Genomic DNA, 18384 nt, shown 5'->3' on the forward strand with positions numbered 1-18384 from the left:
ATAGGTTAAACATTGTTCACGGGCTAGTGGTAAGGATTTAGAACTATGGAACAGTTACTTTGGTGGCAGTATGCCGCAATCGCAGGCATCTTCATTTGGAGTGGCTTTGTCCGCACGGGGTTGGGCTTTGGCGGTGCGGTACTGGCGTTGCCATTCTTGCTCTTGGTTCACAACGATCCTTTGGTGTTCCTACCGATTATTTCCATTCATTTGCTGGTCTTCTCAAGCTGGATCGCTTGGCGCGGTGCGCAAAAGGCTAAGGCAGAACAGCGGGCGAATGCAGCTCAAGGCCATGACACGCCCGAAGCCGAGCAGGGTAACATTGCCTGGGGCTATTTGCGTAAAGCACTGGGCATCATGATCGTGCCTAAGCTGATCGGTGTCTTTGGTTTGCTAACCTTACCCAACGACATAGTCACGGGCGTTATCTTTATCATAGTTGCGGTGTTTGCGGTGTCGTACATCTTGGCGAAGCCGTTTTACAGCAAGAACCCAATTGTCAGTACTATTTTGCTAATGATGGGAGGCTACGTTAGCGGTACGTCTCTGATTGGCGCACCTTTGATCGTATCGGTATTTGCCACCAAAGTACCCCGCCATCAACTTCGGGATACCTTGTTTGTACTGTGGTTTATCTTGGTCTGCATCAAGATGGCGTCCTTCCTGATCGCAGGTGTGGATTTGCAGTTGATCCATCAACTCTGGCTACTGCCATGTGCCTTTATCGGCCACTTGATGGGACAACACTTCCACGAGCGTATTCAAAAAGCCGAAACGCCCACCTTCTTTAAATTCATCGGCTGGGCGCTGTTGCTGGTTTGTGGGTTTGGGTTGTACTCCACGTTTGGGATGTGACTTAACCCCTCCCTAACCCTCCCCTTAAAGAAACAAGGGGAGGGAACTTGAAGCATAGCAGACTAACTCCTCCCCTTTACCAAGGGGGAGGCTGGGAGGGGGTCAGCCAGCTGGTCCACCAAATACACTATCGATTGGTACTCAATCCCCGAGTGCTCGGTTAAGCCAATCTCGCAGGTGCGGGAGTTGGAGTAGCCGACTTCACAGCCCTGTACGGCGGTTTTGAGGGTTTTCAGGGCGCTTTGGTTGAGTTCTGGTGTGGCGAAGCCCTTGTCTCCAGCAAAGCCGCAGCAGGTGATGTCTGGCGGGATGACGACTTCATCTGCCAGTTGCTCGGCCAGTTCCACGAAGGTGTGTCCCAAGCCCATGCGGGTGGTGCTACAGGTGATGTGTAAGGCCATTTTCGGCAGTTTTTGCTCAATGGATAGGTTTGCCATGACGAATTTCGATAGGAACTCGACTTGTTCGTAGAGAGCTAAAGCGGGGTCGAGGGATTCTTTCATGGTGAGCAAGCAAGGGCTGGTATCACAGACGACGGGCAGTGCGCCGTTTTGACTGGCTTCCATTAGCAAGCTATTGAGATCTTTGGCTTTTTTATCTGCTGCATCAAATTGCCCTTTGGATTGGAAGGCCATGCCGCAGCACTGGCTTTCGATGCCTTTGGGTATAATGATGTTATAGCCTGCTTTTTTGAGTACAGAGATCATGACTTCGGTGACAGGGCGTTTGTCCGATGCATTTGGCCCAGCGCCCATGACTCGGGTCGCGCAGCTTGGCATGTAGACAACGCTTGGACGTTCGTCATTCGGCTGTTTGCAATTGACTAAAGGGATGCGCTTCGGCATGGCAGCTGGGGTAGGCATTTGCGGATGCCAGTTGGGCACTAGGCCACTGGTCAGGCTGTTGGCCACCTTGGTCATGGCTTTCATTCCGCCATTCCCCACAATAGAGCGCATGCCATTTGCCACGGATAACCCTGCACGTGCGGTGTTGCTCACCCCTTCAAAATGATCAGCAATCCAATAGCCCACTTTGCTGTCCCCATAACGATCATGGCGCAGCTCTCGGCTTAGATCACCCGTGTTAATGCCCACAGGGCATTGCATGGAGCACAAACCACAGGCGGCGCAGGTGTCGACACCTTGATAAGCATACTCTTCTCGCAATTGAGCCAGACGTTGCGGAGATTCACCGGAGCGCTCAAGGCGCTGAATCTCACGCCACAAGACAATACGCTGGCGTGGGGTCAAAGTAAGATCTCGAGACGGGCAGGCATGTTCACAGAAGCCACATTCAATGCAGGTGTCTACCTTGTCATTGGCTTGAGGTAGGGGTTTTAGGTTTTCCACATGAATGTTAGCGTTGTGAGTCAAGATCACATCTGGGTTTAGTAACCCCTTAGGATCAAAGGCTTTTTTGAGCTGCCACATGATATCGTAGGCTTGTTGTCCCCATTCCAGCAGTACATAAGGGGCCATGTTGCGACCAGTGCCATGCTCTGCTTTTAAGGAGCCGTTGTACTTCACTGCCACCAGTTGGGCCACTTCATCCATTAGAGCTTCGTAACGTTTTACTTCAGCTGGATCATCAAAGCCTTGGGTAAAGACGAAGTGCAGGTTACCTTCTAATGCATGGCCAAACAGGATAGCCTCCTTGTAGCCGTACTTCTGAAAAACTGCCTGCAGCTCGGCCACGCCTTCCGCCAATTGTTCCACGGGAAACGCCACATCTTCGATGATGACGGTAGTACCCACTTTACGCACGGCCCCCACTGCTGGGAACATGCCTTTGCGAATCTTCCAATAAGTATCGTAGAGGGTCTTTTCTTGGGTAAATTCGATCTCATACAGGGCGTTCATACCCTGTAAGGCTTGGGTCACTTGGGTGACTTTTTGCTCTAGCTCTTTCGCGCTGGCACCACGCACGTCAATCAGCAACCCCGCGACGCCATCCCCTAGATCATTAAGGATCTCCGGCATGCCCGGTTTACCCGCCACCGTGCGTAAGCCCGCACGGTCGATCAGCTCGACAGCGGATACTGGAGTGCTTTTCAACACGGTCACGGCGCGGCAAGTGGCTTCCATATGGGGGAAATAAATCAGAGCAGCGGCCTTAATCGGGTGCTCCACCACCGTGTGATAGGTCACTTCGCTGATAAACCCCAAGGTGCCTTCTGAGCCGATCATCAAATGCATCAGGATCTCAAAAGGGTCTTCAAAATCGACTAAACTGTTTAAACTGTATCCTGTTGTGTTTTTAAGTCGATATTTGTGCCTTATTTTGTCCGCTAAATCGCTATTGTTTTTAACGTTTTTTGCAAGTGTGTCCAGTTCTGCCAGCAAGTCTGCATGGCTTTTAGCAAATGCTTGGCGGCTGTGCTCATCTGCAGTATCCAGTAAGGTGCCATCTTCCATAATGATGCGCATGCTTTTCACGGTGTGATAGCTGTTTTCCGCGGTACCACAGCACATGCCACTGGCGTTATTGGCCGCGATACCACCGATCATGCAAGCATTGATGGAGGCGGGGTCAGGGCCGATCTTACGCTGATAAGGGGCAAGCAACTGGTTAGCGCGGGCACCTATGATGCCCGGCTGTAGGGAAACCGCATGACCATGATCGTGAATACGATAGCCTTTCCACTGGTCTGACAGCTGAATCAGTACCGAGTCGGTCACCGCCTGACCTGACAGGCTGGTACCGCCAGCACGAAAGGTCACTGGAATATCCAGCGCTCGAGTCTGCTGTAAAACAAAACGCACTTCGTCCTCATCATGTACCCGCACCACCAACTGGGGCACCAATCGATAGAAGCTGGCATCGGTGCCATAGGCAAGGGTACGCAAGGGATCGCGAATTAAACGGTCGACATCAATGCGTTGCGCCAAAACAGAGTAAAGTGCCTGATATTGCGGTTTCATAGGGCTTTCAATCCTTTTAATCAGTTACCGTAGGCCATGGCCGGTAACCAAAGTACTAACTGGGGCCACATTACGATGATCGCCAACGCTAACAATTGCAGAATGATAAAGGGCACCACACCTTTGTAAATGTGGGACAGCTTCACATCTGGCGGGCAAACGCCTTTTAGATAGAACAGCGAGAAGCCCATAGGCGGCGTTAAGAAAGAGGTCTGCAGAGCCATCGCAACCAGCATCACAAACCACACCAATTCAGGGTTATCGATCACACCGTAGCCATTGATGTTGAGATCCAACGCAGAAATCACAGGTGCCAACAAAGGTAGCACAATTAAGGTAATCTCAATCCAGTCTAGGAAGAATCCCAACAAGAAGATGATCAAGAGCACACAAACAATGATGCCGTAATCACCAAATGGCAAAGCATGGAGCCAAGATTCAATCAGCTCATCGCCCCCTAGCTCACGTAACACCAAGGCAAAACAAGTGGCTCCAAGGAAGACCGCAAATATGTAAGCCGTAGTGTTATAGGAGCCGTGAAGCACTTCTTTGAACACTTTAAAGTTCAGCTTCTTGTTCCACCAAGCCAGCAAGGTCGCGCCAAATGCCCCCACACCAGAGGCTTCCGTGGCGGTAGCAATACCAGCAAAGATGGACCCCAGCACGGCGAAAATCAAAGCCACCGGCGGCAAGATGCTTTTGAACACATCCCAGATCACAGACCAATCGACCTTCTGCACGTTTTCTGGCAGTGGGAACATACTAGGGCGAATTACCCCCACCGCTAAGATAAAGACAATGTACATCAAGCCAAGCAAGATCCCTGGAGCCAAAGCCCCCATAAACAAATCGCCCACGGACAGCGCCAACTGATCCGCCATAATGACGAGCATGATCGACGGAGGGATCAAAATCCCTAAGGTTCCTGCGCTGGCAATGGTGCCAAGGGCTAGGGGTTTATTATAGTTTTGCGCCTGCATAGCAGGTAAAGACATCAGCCCTAGCAACACAACGGACGCCCCCACAATCCCTGTTGAGGCCGCCAAGATAATCCCAATAAGGGTCACCGTGATCGCCAAGCCACCGCGCACACGACCAAACAGCTGTTGAATCGAGTGCATCAGCTTCTCTGCCACACCGGAGCGGTCCAGCATGATGCCCATAAAGATGAACATGGGCAGGGCCACCATGACCCAGTTATCCATGACCTTGTAAATTCGGTTCACCACCAAACTCAGGGTGAGATAATCCAGCCCAGTAAAAGTATCTAAGTAGATATCAGACAAGTAACCGATGAAGGCGAATGCAACACCCACACCGCCTAAGACAAACGCCACCGGAAAGCCGGTGAACAACAAAGCAATGAAGGTAACGAACATTGCAATGACTAGAATTTCATTCATTTCCATGGGGTTAACCTCGACGCAACGCCGCAATCGTACGGATCAAACGCGCCAAACTCGCTAGGAACAAGAGCGCAAAACTCAGGGGAATCACTGACTTAATCAGCCAGCGGTAGGACAAACCAGTAGGGGATGCAGACGTTTCGCCTATGCGCCAAGCGTCATACACAAACGGCAAACTGGTATCGAACACCACGTAAATAAAGGGAAACAACAAAAACACGATGCCGAAGATTTCCCAACCGTGGCGGGCACGCTGAGACAAGGTCGCGTGAAACAAGTCCACACGAATATGGGAGTTGGTCACTTGGGCATAGGACACCCCAAACATGACGCCGATGGCGTACAAGTGCCATTGCAACTCTTCCAGCAACACCATGCCATGGTTGAAGCCGTAACGCAGAATCACCTGCGCCAAAATGACCACAATAAGCGCCACATAGGCCCACGCAAATAATCGCCCACTGGCCAATACAATTTTCTCTAAGAACATTGCAAAGGGTACAGTTGGCAAAGCGTCAGTATCAGAATGAGACACGCTACTCTCCTGCTAAATAGATCAGAAAAGCCAGTAAGTTCAGAGACTTACTGGCTGATTGCCAGATAAGGCTGAGGCTTAACGAGGTAGGAAGGCGTTGTCGCCCCACACTTTGTAGCCGTCGCGGAACTCAGATAGGTCCTGCCAAACTTTGGCAAAGAATGGGTCTTTCGCCGTTTCTTCAATGACCACTTCGTCCCATGCGGATTTGAAGGTGCTCAGCATTTCTGGGCTCCATTGCTTGATCACAACACCGCGTTTTTCAACGTTTTCTTTCATGATCGCAAATTGTTCCGCTTCCCCTTGGGCAAGAGAATCCGCCACAGAGGCTTTACAGACTTGGTTGAGTTGGGCTTGCTGGCTTTCAGACAGGTCGTTCCAAGTGTCTTTGTTGATCAACAGCTCTGCCAAAGTGGCTTGTTGGTGCCAACCTGGGAAGTAGTTGTACTTAACGATCTTGTGGAAGCCGATGTTCTTATCCACCGCAGGGATAGAGAACTCGGTGGCATCGATAGCCCCTTTCTCAAGGGCAGGGAAGATTTCAGACCCAGGTAGCAAGGACGTGGATACGCCTAGCTTCTCCATCACCTTACCGCCCAGGCCAAAGAAGCGCATGCGCAGACCTTGTAGGTCTTCTGGGGACTCGATGGGCTTAGAGAACCAACCAGATGTTTCTGGTGGCGTAATGCCACATGGCACAACATGCACGTTGTAACCCGCTTGGTCGTACATTTCTTGGTACAGCTTCAAACCGTTGCCGTAGTAAATCCAAGCTAAGTATTCAGACGCTTCTGGGCCAAATGGCACAGACGAGAAGATTGGAGACGCAGGGATTTTGCCCGCCCAGTAGCCAGACAAAGTAAAGCCCGCATTCACTTTGCCGCGGGATACAGAATCAAGAATCTCAAAAGGTGCCACCAACTTACCCGGCTCATACACCTTCATACGCAGGGTGTTGTTTGACACCAATTTCAACTGATCCGCCACTTTTAGAATGGGAGAGCCAAGGCTAGGTAAGTTCGTAGAAAACGCCACAGGCACTTTCAGCATGACTTTTTTGTCCGCCGCCAATGCCGCTTGAGGGGTAAGTGACGCCAAAGAAACCGCAACTGCTGTACTGGTAAGCAAGGTTTTAACCGTTGTATTCATGTGTCAGACCTTTGTTTGGATTTGGTTATTTTTATCGTTCTCCCATAATCGCTCGTGGCAAATTGAGGGAGTCATCCAAGATCAAATAAATTGGTAATACCAATTTACCTAATCAAAGTAGAGCAAAGATAAGAATCTGAAATAATTTTGTCAACCCGTTAAATTTACGACTTTTGTCTGCATTTTTAGCGAAAATAGTATTGGTTTTACCACTTTTATTCTTATCCACATGATTTGAAAATCGACCTTGAGTGTGTTAAAAACTCAAATATTGGTCTTACCAAATAATTAAAATCGATAAAAACCAATTAAGTAGCACACAGAAAATAGGTAGCAAAACGTGGAAAAGGGCAACTTTGGACGAGTCAAACAGCCAAAAATCTCTGACATCATCATGCAGGAGCTAGAAAGCATGATTTTGGAGGGGACGTTTAAACCGGGGCAAAAATTACCTCCGGAGCGAGAATTGGCAGAACGATTTGATGTTTCGCGGCCGTCTTTACGGGAAGCCATCCAAAAATTAGCCGCCCGAGGCGTGTTAAATTCCAAACATGGAGGCGGAACCTATGTGTCAGAAAAGCTTGGCTCTTCTTTTACTGACCCACTACAAGCCTTACTCAGTTCCCATGATGAGTTTCTCTACGATCAGCTAGAGTTTCGTGATGGATTAGAAGGGCTCTCTGCTTACTATGCGGCCATTCGTGCCACGGAAGCAGACAAAGCCATGCTCACTAAGCGTTACGATGCCTTAGTCGCCGCCAATCTAAGAGAAGATGCCAGCCAAGAATCCAAGCTGGATGCCGAATTTCACATGGCCATCGCCGAATGCGCCCACAATGTGGTGCTGCTGCACACCTTGCGCAGCTTATTTTCCACCTTGGAAAAAAGCATTTCTGAAAACCTGACAAATTTATTTGAAAAGAAGGCCGCAAGGGGCCATGTGATGGAACAACACAAAGCGCTTTATGACGCCATTATGGCGGGCAAACCAGAAGAAGCTCGCGCTGCCGTGCATTCACACCTTGTGTTTGTCGAAGATAATCTACTGAAAATGCGCCGCGAAGAGTCCCGCATTCAACGCTCTTTACGGCGCAGTGAGATGGATTAACTAGAAGTTAGCTAATATCCCTAAACGGAAAATGGCAGCTTGTGTGCTATCGTCTTCATCTGAGTCGTAATAACCACGGCCGCTTTGGAGCAGTAACTTGGCATCCAGAGAGACATTAGTGAAGTGGTAGCCCACCCCTAGAGGCACTTGGAAACCTGTAAAAGTCTCTTCATATTTGCCGTATTCATCCTTCTCTTTCCAAGTATCTCGATACAAGCCTATGCCCGTATAGCCATACCAACCAGGGGTAGCGAAGGAGGTTCCTACGAGAAAATTTGTACTCATATAGAAGGAGCTAAAGTCGCCAACATCTAATGAGCCACTGTAATAGGGAGCATCAAGTTCAAAATCAGCATCGTTAGAGAATGCCATTTCCGCTTCTACTGCGAAATTTTCCGCAAAGGAGTAACGTCCTGAAACGAATAAACCCTTGTTATTGACGGTATGATCAGAGTGATCTTGTTTGAATTCAGTTTTCACCACTTGATGGAAAAAGCCGCCACCAAGTTGAAGCTTAGACTCCGCCAACGCATTAACTGATACCGCCCCTAAAGACACCAAAAGTCCTTTTAAAACAAAATTTTTCATACGGAATATCCCTATAATCCATGTATTTTTATCACTGCACCTAGGAGCCACTTCCTGTCGCCAATCCTAAGCACATAGCCATAGTACCTAATATGATCAAACTTTCATCTGTTTTTACGATCACACCAAATCCGCAACTCGTCCCTAGGTTCTTTGGGAACCAGTAAAGACATTCTTTAAGCTCTAGAACCAAACCCCCTGCTGAATGTTGCGATGGTAACACCACCAAAGGGTGACCGCCCGAGCAATAAAGAACAGCACCATGCTCAACCAAAGACCATGGTTACCGAGTCCTTGGGTCACATACCAAAGAGGGAAGAAGACACATAACACACTGATGATCATGGTGTTTTGCATCTGTTTAACACTGGTAGTCCCGATGAAAATACCGTCTAGCATGTATGACCAAATACCCAACAGAGGGAAGGCGATCAGCCAAGGTAGGTACAGTTTGGCGTCAGCCCTAACGGATTCAACACTGGTCAGCAGGTCGATAATCAGTCCGCCAAAGACAATAAACACCAGCGACAACAATACCGCTGCGACCAGCGCCCAAGCAGTAGAAAGCTTAATCACTTTTTGGAACAGTTCGCGCTTTTTACGCCCAAGATACTCACCGCATAGGGCTTCAACAGAAAACGCAAAACCATCTAAGGCATTAGAAATAATCATCAAAAAGGTTAACAACACCGCATTGGCCGCAAGGATAGAATCCCCTTGTCGTGCTCCTTGGGCGGTAAAGAAAGTCATCACCAATAACAGTAAGATGGTCCTTACAAATAGGTAACGGTTGACCTGTACCAGCTCAATATAGGTATGCCATTTCGTGAGATCGATGAGAGGCACATGCCCTTCAAATTGTCGCAAACGCTTCGCCGCCAATACCAAGGCGAAGGCAACACCTAAATAGTGCGCCACCACGGTAGCCCATGCCACACCAACACTGGCCATATCCCAGTAGTACACGGTGACATAATCCAACACCATGTTGGCAACATTGATCATCAAGAGCATCCATAAAGGGCCTTTGGAGTACTGCACCCCAAAAAACCAACCCATTAAGGCGTAACCCGCGAGCACGGCAGGGGCGCTGTAAATTCGAGCCTCACAATAGGCCCGCGCCCATGGCTCAAGCTCCGCACTGGGAGCCATAAAGTAAATCGCCAGATCAATGATAGGGGCTTGCAACAGCACAATGAGCAAACCAATGCCAATGCCCATAGCCAGGGACTGGAGCAGCAGGGCCCGCACTTGGCGACCGTCTTCCCGACCCAAAGCTTGTGCCGTCAGACCCGTAGAGCCCATGCGTAAAAAACCAAAGGCCCAAAACAAAAAACTAAAGATGCTGGCACCAATGGCCACAGCCCCCAAATGCACTGCTGTCCCCAGATGCCCCACCACAGCGGTATCCACTAATCCGAGCAAGGGTGTGGTGATATTGGAGACCATAGGTGGCCACGCCATATGCCAAATTTTTTGGTGTAACGGCCAATCCGGCAGCAGCCGGTTTTTTAGCTGTTGAAAACTCAATCAAAGCTCCCTGTTATAAAGGTGTGATGTGCCACGCCAAAATGTGGATAACTAATTTATCCACTCATTTTCTTCAGATGACAGTAATGTGGATATTTGAATGGGTTATTCACAAAACCGATCATTTTTTCCCAATAAGCCTTGAAATTTTTATTAAATTAGGAGGTCTATGCATATTAGCGACTCATTATGAACGGTTATCCACAAATCGAACAATCGTCAAAATCACGTATCCTTTTGTATTGACATCTGGATAAGTGGTCGTTTTTTCCACAATACGCTTCAAACTGGCGGGATTTTTGCTAAAATCCGAGCCGAAAATTCTAAAGGCTTACGTATGAAAAAAACACTAAAACCCATCTTGGAAGGCCTAGCGGTCGGTCTTGTCTTCATCAGTATCACCATGCTGTTTGAAATCCCAATGTATATGAGTTTGATCATTGGTGCCTTGGCAGCCTTAGGGGGTTACCGTAACTCCATTAAAATGGACAAGGAAAAGGCTGAAAAAAACGGGCCTGTAGACAACAAAGATGACTGATCCCTTTACCCCACAATACGGTGAAGGGGATGCTACCCTACAGGCCATCGGTGGCATGGAAGGCCTAACTCAGTTGGTGAATGCCTTTTACCGCATCATGAAAGACACCCCGGCTTACCGACCGCTATTTGATATGCACCCTCAGCCTATTGATACATCCATCGATAAGTTGATCTTATTTTTACACGGCTGGATGGGAGGCGAACGTATGTACGCCAAAAAATACGGCCACATCGCCTTGCCACGGGCTCATGCTCACTTAAAAGTGGACGACAAAGAGCGCCTCATGTGGCTTAACTGCATGTCAGACGCCCTCAAAGAATGCGGTCACCCTGAGTCTCTGCGAGAGTATCTTGTCTCAGCCTTCAGCGTTCCAGCGGGACGCATCCAACAAGTTAGCCAAGCCACCCACGGCAAAGGCTAAACACAACGCCAGAGCTTCTCGAATAGAGAAAGTTTTGGCGCAATCTTCATTGTCTACCCACCACCCGCAGTAACATTTTTTAACCCATTTCCCATGCTCATCCCTGCCTTTTAACTTGTCAGTCATCCGTAAAGGCGATAATTTTTGAGAACTCTGAGTATTTATTGATCTCATTTAATAACTAAAAGAAAGGCTGTATGCATGGAACCAGCAGAGTATCGCACGCTCCCAGAGATGCTTTTCGGGATGGCAGCAGATTACCCTGAGCGTAAAGCGTTAATCAGTGACAATGGAAAAAGTCTCACCTATGGGCAACTAGTCCAGGCTACAGCCTTTATCAAAGCACACCTTGCTCAGCGAGGTATGGGAGAAGACAGCCGTGTGGCTTTGATGATGCCTCCCGGTATCACTATGGCTGCCACCACACTGAGCATGATGTCTTGCGTTATCTTGGTGCCACTGAATCCCGATAACACTCCTGATGAACTGAGCTATCTGTTTACCAAGCACGCAATTCGGTTACTAGTCACCCTCGACGATTATCCGGTTGCGGAGGATTTGCTTGCTGAACATAAGATAGAGCGCCTATCCCTTGCGCCAGGTTACCTTTGGCAATTACCAGAAGCACGACCAGTACCTTGGATCGCAGACACGCAAAGCGCGGCGCTGGTATTACATACCTCAGGCTCTACCGCCAAACCTAAGTCTGTGTGTTTAACCCATGGACAGCTCTTAGCTTCAGCCAAAAACCTCTGCCGATCATTAGCCCTAACCCCTGAGGACACCTGCCTCAGCGTTATGCCGCCGTTTCATGTGGGAGCGATTGTTGATCTATTACTGGCCCCCTTACTCGCGAAGGGCGCAGTGATTGTGGCTCCAGATCCCAAGCCGGATACCTTTTGGAAACTCGCCCACGAGTTAAAGCCCACTTGGTATCAAGGGGTTCCCACTATGCTGCAGGCGATTGTCGATACTGCCGATCAGTTTGCTCCGCCGAGTGAGATCCCATTACGTTTTATTCGCGCTGTGTCCGCCTATTTACCCAAACGCCTAGAGCAGGGCTTAAAGGCTCTGTTTGCCCTACCTATCGTACAAATTTACGGTATGACCGAAGCCGCAGGAGTCATCACGAGTAACCCCCTCTCAATGCAAAAAGAAGGCAGTGTGGGAATCCCCGTTGGCCCCCAAATTAAAGTCGTGGTGAACCACCAAGAGGTGGGAGCAAACACACCTGGGGAGATCCTCATACGTGGGGATTCGATTATTCAAGCCTACGATGAGAATGATGAGATCAATGACAACAGCTTCTTGGATGGTTGGTTTAAAACGGGAGATGAAGGCTATTTTGACGAGGAAGGTTATTTCTTTTTAACGGGGCGCATAAAAGAAATCATCAACCAAGGGGGCGAGAAAATCTCCCCTCTGGAGATCGACCAATGTGTACTCAATTATGGTGGTGTGAAACAAGCTGCATCCTTTTCTTTGCCCCATGAGACCCTTGGAGAAGAGGTTGCTTTAGCGGTTGTCACCCAAGGCAGAGCCCTTGATGTGGATGGGCTCAGAGACCACCTCAAGCGGCATTTATCTGATTTTAAATGTCCAAGACGGATTTACCAGTTAGAGCAACTCCCCATGGCCAAAGGGGGCAAATTGAAGCGCCATGAACTGGCAGGCTTGGTTCAAGCGAAGCAGCTTCTACCCCTGACCCAGAAGAGCCTTCCCACCACAGCTCTAGGCAAGCTTGTACTGTCCGAGTGGCAAAAAGTCATCAAGCAAAAAGAGATCTATAACGAAGACGACTTCTTTGATCTGGGTGGGGACTCCCTTAGTGCTGCAACTCTGATGGCCGCCATGGAACAGCGTTTTGAAGTGCAAATCCCTACCTATGAGCTCCTCGACCATCCTACTCTGGGGCAGTTTATCCAACGAATGGAAAGCCTAATCGGTCATGAGTCGTCCGCTCCTATTCAAACAACGGACTCAACCAGCACTGGGGTAATGTCTAGCCCCCTTGGCGGACGCCTAGAATATGACTTACAAAAGATCGTAGAAGGTTGGGGCGGTGAGCGCCAACGACCAGAAGCCTTAATTGTGGGCTTTCATACCCAAGGGACACTGCCCCCATTGTATTGGTGCTGCCAAGGTCGTGATGAGCTACTTCCCCTAGTGGAATTAATGGGTGTAGAACGGCCAATCTATGCCATGCGCTCCCTGAGTCAATTGGTCAAACGGCCACAACGGGATAACCCAGCCCTAGCGGCCCGTTACGTGGATGAAATACTCCAACTCCAGCCAGAAGGCCCCTATTATGTGGGAGGCTTCAGTGAAGGGGGCCGCATTGCCCACCATATTGCAGACAGACTGGAGGCATTAGGGCATACGGTGCAGCTCCTATGCTTGTACGACACCATTATTGATCAGCCATACCATGGCAAGGTGTCCGCCCATCATTGCTTAACCGGGCATCACAGTCCTTATGGTCGGTTTAATCTGCCAGAACGGGGCATTCAATACCTGTATCAGGGAGACCTGTCCCTATACTCATACGATTGCCGCCATTCAGACTGCATGGCAGACGCACCACTGCAGCGGTTTTGCCAAGATTTAACCTATGAACTCGAGCAAGCCCGCCATGGTAAAGCCTCGGTACAACATGTCCCTACGCACTTTGCAGGACATCCAGATCAAGCCCAATACGCCCGAGACATATCCGTGTCGGTGCCAAGATTCATGACCTGTCATGCCCAATATACGGCCCATGTACGCCTCAAAAACCGCAGTACTCTTACTTGGCCAACCACACCAAACAGCGGCGTCACCTTATCAGCCAAATGGTACAACTTAAAACAAGGCTTAAAGTCCGCAAAACCGGGCTTTTTGGAATTCACTCAACCACTGCCTCCAAAGCAAGCGACGAGCTTACAGCTACACTTAAAAGCACCGCCGACAGCAGGACTAAGATGGCTGGAGATCGATTTATTTGAAGAAGGTGTTGGCTGGCTGACACCGAATAGAACTGCGACCCTACGCAAGCTGGTATGGGTACGTAACGGATAACAAGACGAAAAAGAATTTAACAAGGATACCTAGGAGCATCATTCTATGCACAGTCGACAGAACAACCCTTTCTTTATCAAGCTATCGGAGCAGATCAAATCCCTAGGGGGTGTCTTTAATGCCCATTTGCATCTAGACCGGGTGTACACCTTGGATGACCAGTACATGGTGAGTAGCCAACATCGTATCTTGCAGAACTCCCATATTTCTCTGCACAAAAAACATAGCCTGATCACCTCCCTCCACGAAGGCCCTGCGTACGAGCCAGAAGACTTTAAACGCCGGGTTAACCTATGCTTAGACGGCATGGTGGCCACAAATACCTTTCGCGCCGACACCATGGTGGACGTGACCGCGGACCGTGTGGGCTTAAGTGCCTTACAAATGATGCGTGAGATCAAACAAGCCCGCGCGTCAGAGATCGACCTACAGCTGGCCGCCTATTCCCCATTAGGCTTCAAAGATGACGAGCCTGAGCGCTGGGAGCTATTCAAAGAAGGGGTCGCTTTGGCGGATTTTATCGGTTGCTTGCCTGAGGCAGACGACGTGGACGATTACCCTGACCACATTGGCTTTATGGAGCACTGCCGCCGCATGTTAGAGCTGGCTAAGGAGCACGGCAAAGCGCTCCATGTGCACACGGATCAACGTAACGAACCCAGTGAAGACGGCACCGAGCGCTTAGTGGAAGCGGTTCGACAGTATGGGGCACCGAAATCAGACAACGGCGAGCCCATGGTTTGGGCGGTGCACATGATTTCTCCTTCAACCTACGACGAGGCGCGTTTTGATGCCCTGGTTGAAGGTTTACTAGAGTGCAATATTGGCGTCATTTGCTGCCCATCCGCCGCTGTGGGTATGCGCCAGATTCGTCCACTTATGACTCCCACTTACAACTCTATCCCTCGGGTATTAGAGATGGCTGAGCGCGGTGTGCATATTCGTCTGGCCTCGGACAATATTGCCGATATTTGTTCTCCATCTACCACCGAAGACCTACTCGATGAAGTATTCGTCTTATCTGCCGCGATCCGTTTCTACGATACAGAGATATTGGCCAAGCTGGCCCATGGGGCACCACTGGATGACGCCTCCCGTGCTGTGATTCGAGAACACCTACAGAAGAACCAAGGGGAAACCGACAAGCTACTGAAAAAGCTGGCCGCTCGGGCGTAAACATGTTTTTAACCAAGCTGTTTCGCCGTAATCCCAGTGTAAAGGCCGCTCCCACTCCTGCGGCTACATTCGACCCAGGGTTTGTGTTTGACCCTTTGTCGGATGACTTTATTACCAACCCTTATCCCATACTGGCTCATCTTAGGGAGCACGCCCCCGTGCACCGCTGTGTCACTGGGGCTTGGGTGTTAACCCGTTATGAAGACGTGCTCGCGGCACTGTCAGACAAGCGCTTAAGCAATGCACCCGCCCCTTATGCAGTGGTCAATCAGCGTAATGCCGACCGTTATGTCTGCGCCCAAGTGGCCAATAATATTCTGCCTTTTTTAGATGGGGAGCTGCATCAGCGGATTCGCTTTGTCTTGGGACGCAGCTTCTTCAAGGCCATTAAAGACTTTCAAGGGGAATCCGGCAAAGCGCAGTTAGAGCGCCTTGCCCTAGACATCCTAACGCCCCTGTTAAAGCAGCCAGAATTTGACGTGATTCACGACTTTGGTACCCCTTTTTCGGGGCGGGTGATGTGTCAATGTATGGGGTTTGACGAACAGGATCTGCCGAAGTTGGCTCAATGGAGTGAGATGTTCCTCTACCTGTTTTCTGTGATGCCCAGTGAAGACATCCGCGCACAGGTGGATCAAGCGCTAACCGAATTTAGGCTCTACCTTAAAAAGGTGCTTGAGCAAAAGCGCCGCCACCCAGCAGATGACTGGATCTCCGCCTTATTGGCGGATAATCAAGAGGCCACAACACCCTTAACCGACTCGGAATTAATTGACGCCTTTATGTTGTTTTTTGCCGATGGGTTAGAGAATGTCGACCGCTTTCTCGGTACGGTTTTCAAACTGCTCTTTGAACAACCGGAGCAGTTAGCCTTGGTGAAAGCAGATCACAGCTTAATTGGGGATTTGGTGGATGAGTGCCTGCGTTATGATCCCCCCGCCCAGTTCATTGGCCGTATCGCAACGGAAGACATCACCTTACATGGACACACTATCAAGGCCCACTCTGCGGTCTTTCTCATGCTTGGGTCCGCTAATCGCGACCCGCAACAGTACTTAGAAGCGGATACCTTCGATCTAAACCATGGCTATAAGAACACCCTAGAATTCGGCCGTGGGCATCATTCTTGTTTTGGCAAAAACCTAGTGAGATACCAGATGATCGAAGCGGTTCGAGTCATTTTATCCCAATGTCCAGAACTCACATTGGCTCAACAGAGCTTTCAATGGGAGAAGAGACTGGCCCATCGTTGGCTAACTCACTGCGCCCTCGCTCCAAATCACCCAAGGTGACCCAATCCCCTAGCGTCGTTTCGTCACTTCGATGCCCAAACGCTTCCCTAAGCGAACTAAATTAGCACGATCCATACCCAGTGATCGTGCAGCTTGCGCCCAATTCAGACCCGCCTGATCCAACGCCTGCTGGATCGTCTGACGTTGAAAATTCTCTGTCGCCTGTTTTAGGTCTTGGATCCCACCTGTATCTAATGCTGCACTACCAGACAATGTTTGGGATGGTTCTTCTGGCTCTTTTGGTAACTCAAACGCATCCACAAAACCTGTGAGATGCTTGGGTTCAATTCTTGTAATCCCTTGATTGGTATTACTTTTTGCCAAGAGCGCCGCTCGAGATAAGACATGCTCTAACTCGCGGACATTACCCGGCCAAGGATACGCTTTCAGCCAATCACTGGCTTGGGGAGAAAGCGTTAATTGCTGCAACCCAAACTTTCGACGCAACTGTTCCGCGAAGAAGCCGGCCAACAAGAGGACATCCCCATTGCGTTCGCGCAGTGGGGGCACGGCAATTGGAAACACACTTAAACGATGATAAAGATCGGCACGAAAGCGCTTTTCGGCCACTTCTTGCTTCAGGTCTCGATTGGTCGCAGCGATAATACGCACGTCCACGTATTCGATCTTATCCTTACCAACAGCCTGAATTTCTTGGTTTTGAATCGCCCGCAAAAGACTGCCTTGCGCTTCTAATGGCAATTCACCGACCTCATCCAAAAACAGAGTGCCTCCATGGGCCAAGGTAAACTTACCTACGCGGTCACGATCCGCACCGGTAAACGCCCCTTTCACATGACCAAACAATTCACTCTCAATCAAATTTTCAGGAATGGCGGCGCAGTTAACATACACCATGGGGGCCTGAGCTCGTTTGGAAGCTCGGTGGAGAGTGCGCGCCACCAGCTCCTTACCAACGCCCGTCTCACCTTCAATCAACACTGCTAAATCAGCAGGCGCGACCAGCTCCAAATGCTGCTTTAACGTTTGCATCGTTTGGCTTTCGCCGATCATGTCCATTGCATCTTTGTTCAACGCTTCTTCATTAAGCTCTACAAGCAGTTCTTCCGCGTGTTTCGACTTGGTTTCCAACCGAGCCAGCAACATAGCCGTATTTAAGCTCATTGCAGCCATGGTGCCGACAATTTCCAAGGCACGGGAGTCAATCGAGTCAAACGCACCAGGCGTCATACTGTCGAGGGTCACTACCCCAAGCATAGTGCCTTGAACGTACAAAGGAATGCCCATGCAGGCATGGACAGGCAGACCATCATCAAAGCCAGACACCATGCCATCGTATGGATCAGGCAAGTGACAGCCTGTAGGAAAGCGCACGGGCTGGTATGCAGCACAGATTTCAGTAAAACGCGGGTGCTCACGGATGGTAAAACGACGCCCCATGACATCGTCCATCAAACCTTGCTGAGCCAGTGGCAGTAGTTGATCACCTTTGCGCTCCAGTAACACCACCGCATCACACTCCACAGTTGCACGAATGGCATGAATAAGTCGTTCAAAACGATCTTCTAGGGTCACAGCACTGGCTAAATCTAGGGCAAAACGCAGCAGAGCGTCAGTAGAAATCATGCCTTCAGTCTCATTTATTCAATATGGGTCATTATGACTCGAAGACATAAAAATGACATTCTTTAAAACATGTCATTTTGACCTAAATCAGTTTGGATAAAAATTTAACTATATGTTTATTAAGGATTTTTATTCTTGGCATCCATTTCGCTATAAGCAGGACAACCGACTTAAATCACCGAGTCAAACACACCTAAAACTCATCATGGAGACATTAA

The 18384-nt window shown here is 49.5% G+C and carries 15 protein-coding genes; 8 read left to right on the top strand and 7 right to left on the bottom strand.

The annotated features are described in order from the left end of the window. Positions 1–45 precede the first annotated feature (45 nt). Entirely contained in the window at positions 46–855 is an 810-nt protein-coding gene (locus ACZ5DR_RS05230; RefSeq protein ID WP_377366178.1) for a TSUP family transporter, read from the top strand. A gap of 62 nt (positions 856–917) precedes the next feature. Here the strand turns inward: ACZ5DR_RS05230 and ACZ5DR_RS05235 are convergent, their stop codons facing one another. From ACZ5DR_RS05235 to ACZ5DR_RS05250, 4 genes are all read right to left on the bottom strand, one after another. Continuing rightward, positions 918–3776, bottom strand: coding sequence for an FAD-binding and (Fe-S)-binding domain-containing protein (locus tag ACZ5DR_RS05235; protein WP_377366177.1), 2859 nt, complete (start codon positions 3774–3776; stop codon positions 918–920). 20 nt (positions 3777–3796) lie between these two features. After that, positions 3797–5185: a TRAP transporter large permease gene (locus ACZ5DR_RS05240; protein ID WP_377366176.1), complete on the bottom strand. Its 1389-nt coding sequence runs from the start codon at positions 5183–5185 to the stop codon at positions 3797–3799. A gap of 4 nt (positions 5186–5189) precedes the next feature. After that, positions 5190–5717 (bottom strand): TRAP transporter small permease subunit, encoded by a 528-nt coding sequence (locus ACZ5DR_RS05245; protein WP_377366175.1) that lies wholly within the window; start codon positions 5715–5717, stop codon positions 5190–5192. Positions 5718–5795: 78 nt separating this feature from the next. Then, positions 5796–6866, bottom strand: a complete 1071-nt coding sequence (locus ACZ5DR_RS05250) for a TRAP transporter substrate-binding protein (RefSeq protein WP_377366174.1) — start codon at positions 6864–6866, stop codon at positions 5796–5798. Between the two features lie 340 nt (positions 6867–7206). Here ACZ5DR_RS05250 and ACZ5DR_RS05255 point away from each other — a divergent pair, with 340 nt between their 5' ends. Then, positions 7207–7974: a GntR family transcriptional regulator gene (locus ACZ5DR_RS05255; protein WP_377366173.1), complete on the top strand. Its 768-nt coding sequence runs from the start codon at positions 7207–7209 to the stop codon at positions 7972–7974. On the opposite strand, the gene ACZ5DR_RS05260 is transcribed toward ACZ5DR_RS05255, so the two are convergent. Further along, positions 7975–8562: an outer membrane beta-barrel protein gene (locus ACZ5DR_RS05260; RefSeq protein ID WP_377366172.1), complete on the bottom strand. Its 588-nt coding sequence runs from the start codon at positions 8560–8562 to the stop codon at positions 7975–7977. It lies immediately after the preceding gene. 183 nt (positions 8563–8745) lie between these two features. Then, the gene (locus tag ACZ5DR_RS05265; RefSeq protein ID WP_377366171.1) at positions 8746–10026 is read right to left on the bottom strand and encodes an MATE family efflux transporter; all 1281 of its coding nucleotides are present in this window, start codon (positions 10024–10026) and stop codon (positions 8746–8748) included. On the opposite strand from ACZ5DR_RS05265, the gene ACZ5DR_RS05270 reads away from it, so the two are divergent. The 6 genes from ACZ5DR_RS05270 to ACZ5DR_RS05295 all read left to right on the top strand — a co-directional run bounded on the left by ACZ5DR_RS05270 (position 10014) and on the right by ACZ5DR_RS05295 (position 16579). Further along, the gene (locus ACZ5DR_RS05270; RefSeq protein WP_377366170.1) at positions 10014–10349 is read left to right on the top strand and encodes a hypothetical protein; all 336 of its coding nucleotides are present in this window, start codon (positions 10014–10016) and stop codon (positions 10347–10349) included. The genes ACZ5DR_RS05265 and ACZ5DR_RS05270 overlap by 13 nt on opposite strands. An 80-nt stretch (positions 10350–10429) precedes the next feature. Next, positions 10430–10630, top strand: coding sequence for a hypothetical protein (locus ACZ5DR_RS05275; RefSeq protein ID WP_377366169.1), 201 nt, complete (start codon positions 10430–10432; stop codon positions 10628–10630). After that, positions 10623–11054, top strand: a complete 432-nt coding sequence (locus tag ACZ5DR_RS05280; RefSeq protein WP_377366168.1) for a group II truncated hemoglobin — start codon at positions 10623–10625, stop codon at positions 11052–11054. The genes ACZ5DR_RS05275 and ACZ5DR_RS05280 overlap by 8 nt, the downstream gene beginning before the upstream one ends. A gap of 201 nt (positions 11055–11255) precedes the next feature. Then, positions 11256–14111, top strand: a complete 2856-nt coding sequence (locus tag ACZ5DR_RS05285; protein WP_377366167.1) for an AMP-binding protein — start codon at positions 11256–11258, stop codon at positions 14109–14111. A gap of 45 nt (positions 14112–14156) precedes the next feature. Beyond that, positions 14157–15287, top strand: a complete 1131-nt coding sequence (locus ACZ5DR_RS05290; RefSeq protein WP_377366166.1) for an amidohydrolase family protein — start codon at positions 14157–14159, stop codon at positions 15285–15287. A gap of 2 nt (positions 15288–15289) precedes the next feature. Next, positions 15290–16579, top strand: coding sequence for a cytochrome P450 (locus tag ACZ5DR_RS05295; protein WP_377366165.1), 1290 nt, complete (start codon positions 15290–15292; stop codon positions 16577–16579). Positions 16580–16588: 9 nt separating this feature from the next. Here the strand turns inward: ACZ5DR_RS05295 and norR are convergent, their stop codons facing one another. After that, complete coding sequence (gene norR / locus ACZ5DR_RS05300; RefSeq protein WP_377366164.1) at positions 16589–18166, bottom strand: nitric oxide reductase transcriptional regulator NorR; 1578 nt, start codon at positions 18164–18166, stop codon at positions 16589–16591. Between the last annotated feature and the right edge of the window lie 218 nt (positions 18167–18384).

Source organism: Marinomonas vaga, from assembly GCF_055388305.1.

What these genes read in the sequence shown, in the direction of transcription:
- ACZ5DR_RS05230 (WP_377366178.1), top strand. Translation starts at nt 46, where the DNA reads ATGGAACAGTTACTTTGGTGGCAGTATGCCGCAATCGCAGGCATCTTC.
- ACZ5DR_RS05235 (WP_377366177.1), bottom strand. Translation starts at nt 3,776, where the DNA reads ATGAAACCGCAATATCAGGCACTTTACTCTGTTTTGGCGCAACGCATT.
- ACZ5DR_RS05240 (WP_377366176.1), bottom strand. Translation starts at nt 5,185, where the DNA reads ATGGAAATGAATGAAATTCTAGTCATTGCAATGTTCGTTACCTTCATT.
- ACZ5DR_RS05250 (WP_377366174.1), bottom strand. Translation starts at nt 6,866, where the DNA reads ATGAATACAACGGTTAAAACCTTGCTTACCAGTACAGCAGTTGCGGTT.
- ACZ5DR_RS05260 (WP_377366172.1), bottom strand. Translation starts at nt 8,562, where the DNA reads ATGAAAAATTTTGTTTTAAAAGGACTTTTGGTGTCTTTAGGGGCGGTA.
- ACZ5DR_RS05265 (WP_377366171.1), bottom strand. Translation starts at nt 10,026, where the DNA reads ATGGCGTGGCCACCTATGGTCTCCAATATCACCACACCCTTGCTCGGA.
- ACZ5DR_RS05275 (WP_377366169.1), top strand. Translation starts at nt 10,430, where the DNA reads ATGAAAAAAACACTAAAACCCATCTTGGAAGGCCTAGCGGTCGGTCTT.
- ACZ5DR_RS05280 (WP_377366168.1), top strand. Translation starts at nt 10,623, where the DNA reads ATGACTGATCCCTTTACCCCACAATACGGTGAAGGGGATGCTACCCTA.
- ACZ5DR_RS05285 (WP_377366167.1), top strand. Translation starts at nt 11,256, where the DNA reads ATGGAACCAGCAGAGTATCGCACGCTCCCAGAGATGCTTTTCGGGATG.
- ACZ5DR_RS05290 (WP_377366166.1), top strand. Translation starts at nt 14,157, where the DNA reads ATGCACAGTCGACAGAACAACCCTTTCTTTATCAAGCTATCGGAGCAG.
- ACZ5DR_RS05295 (WP_377366165.1), top strand. Translation starts at nt 15,290, where the DNA reads ATGTTTTTAACCAAGCTGTTTCGCCGTAATCCCAGTGTAAAGGCCGCT.
- norR (WP_377366164.1), bottom strand. Translation starts at nt 18,166, where the DNA reads ATGATTTCTACTGACGCTCTGCTGCGTTTTGCCCTAGATTTAGCCAGT.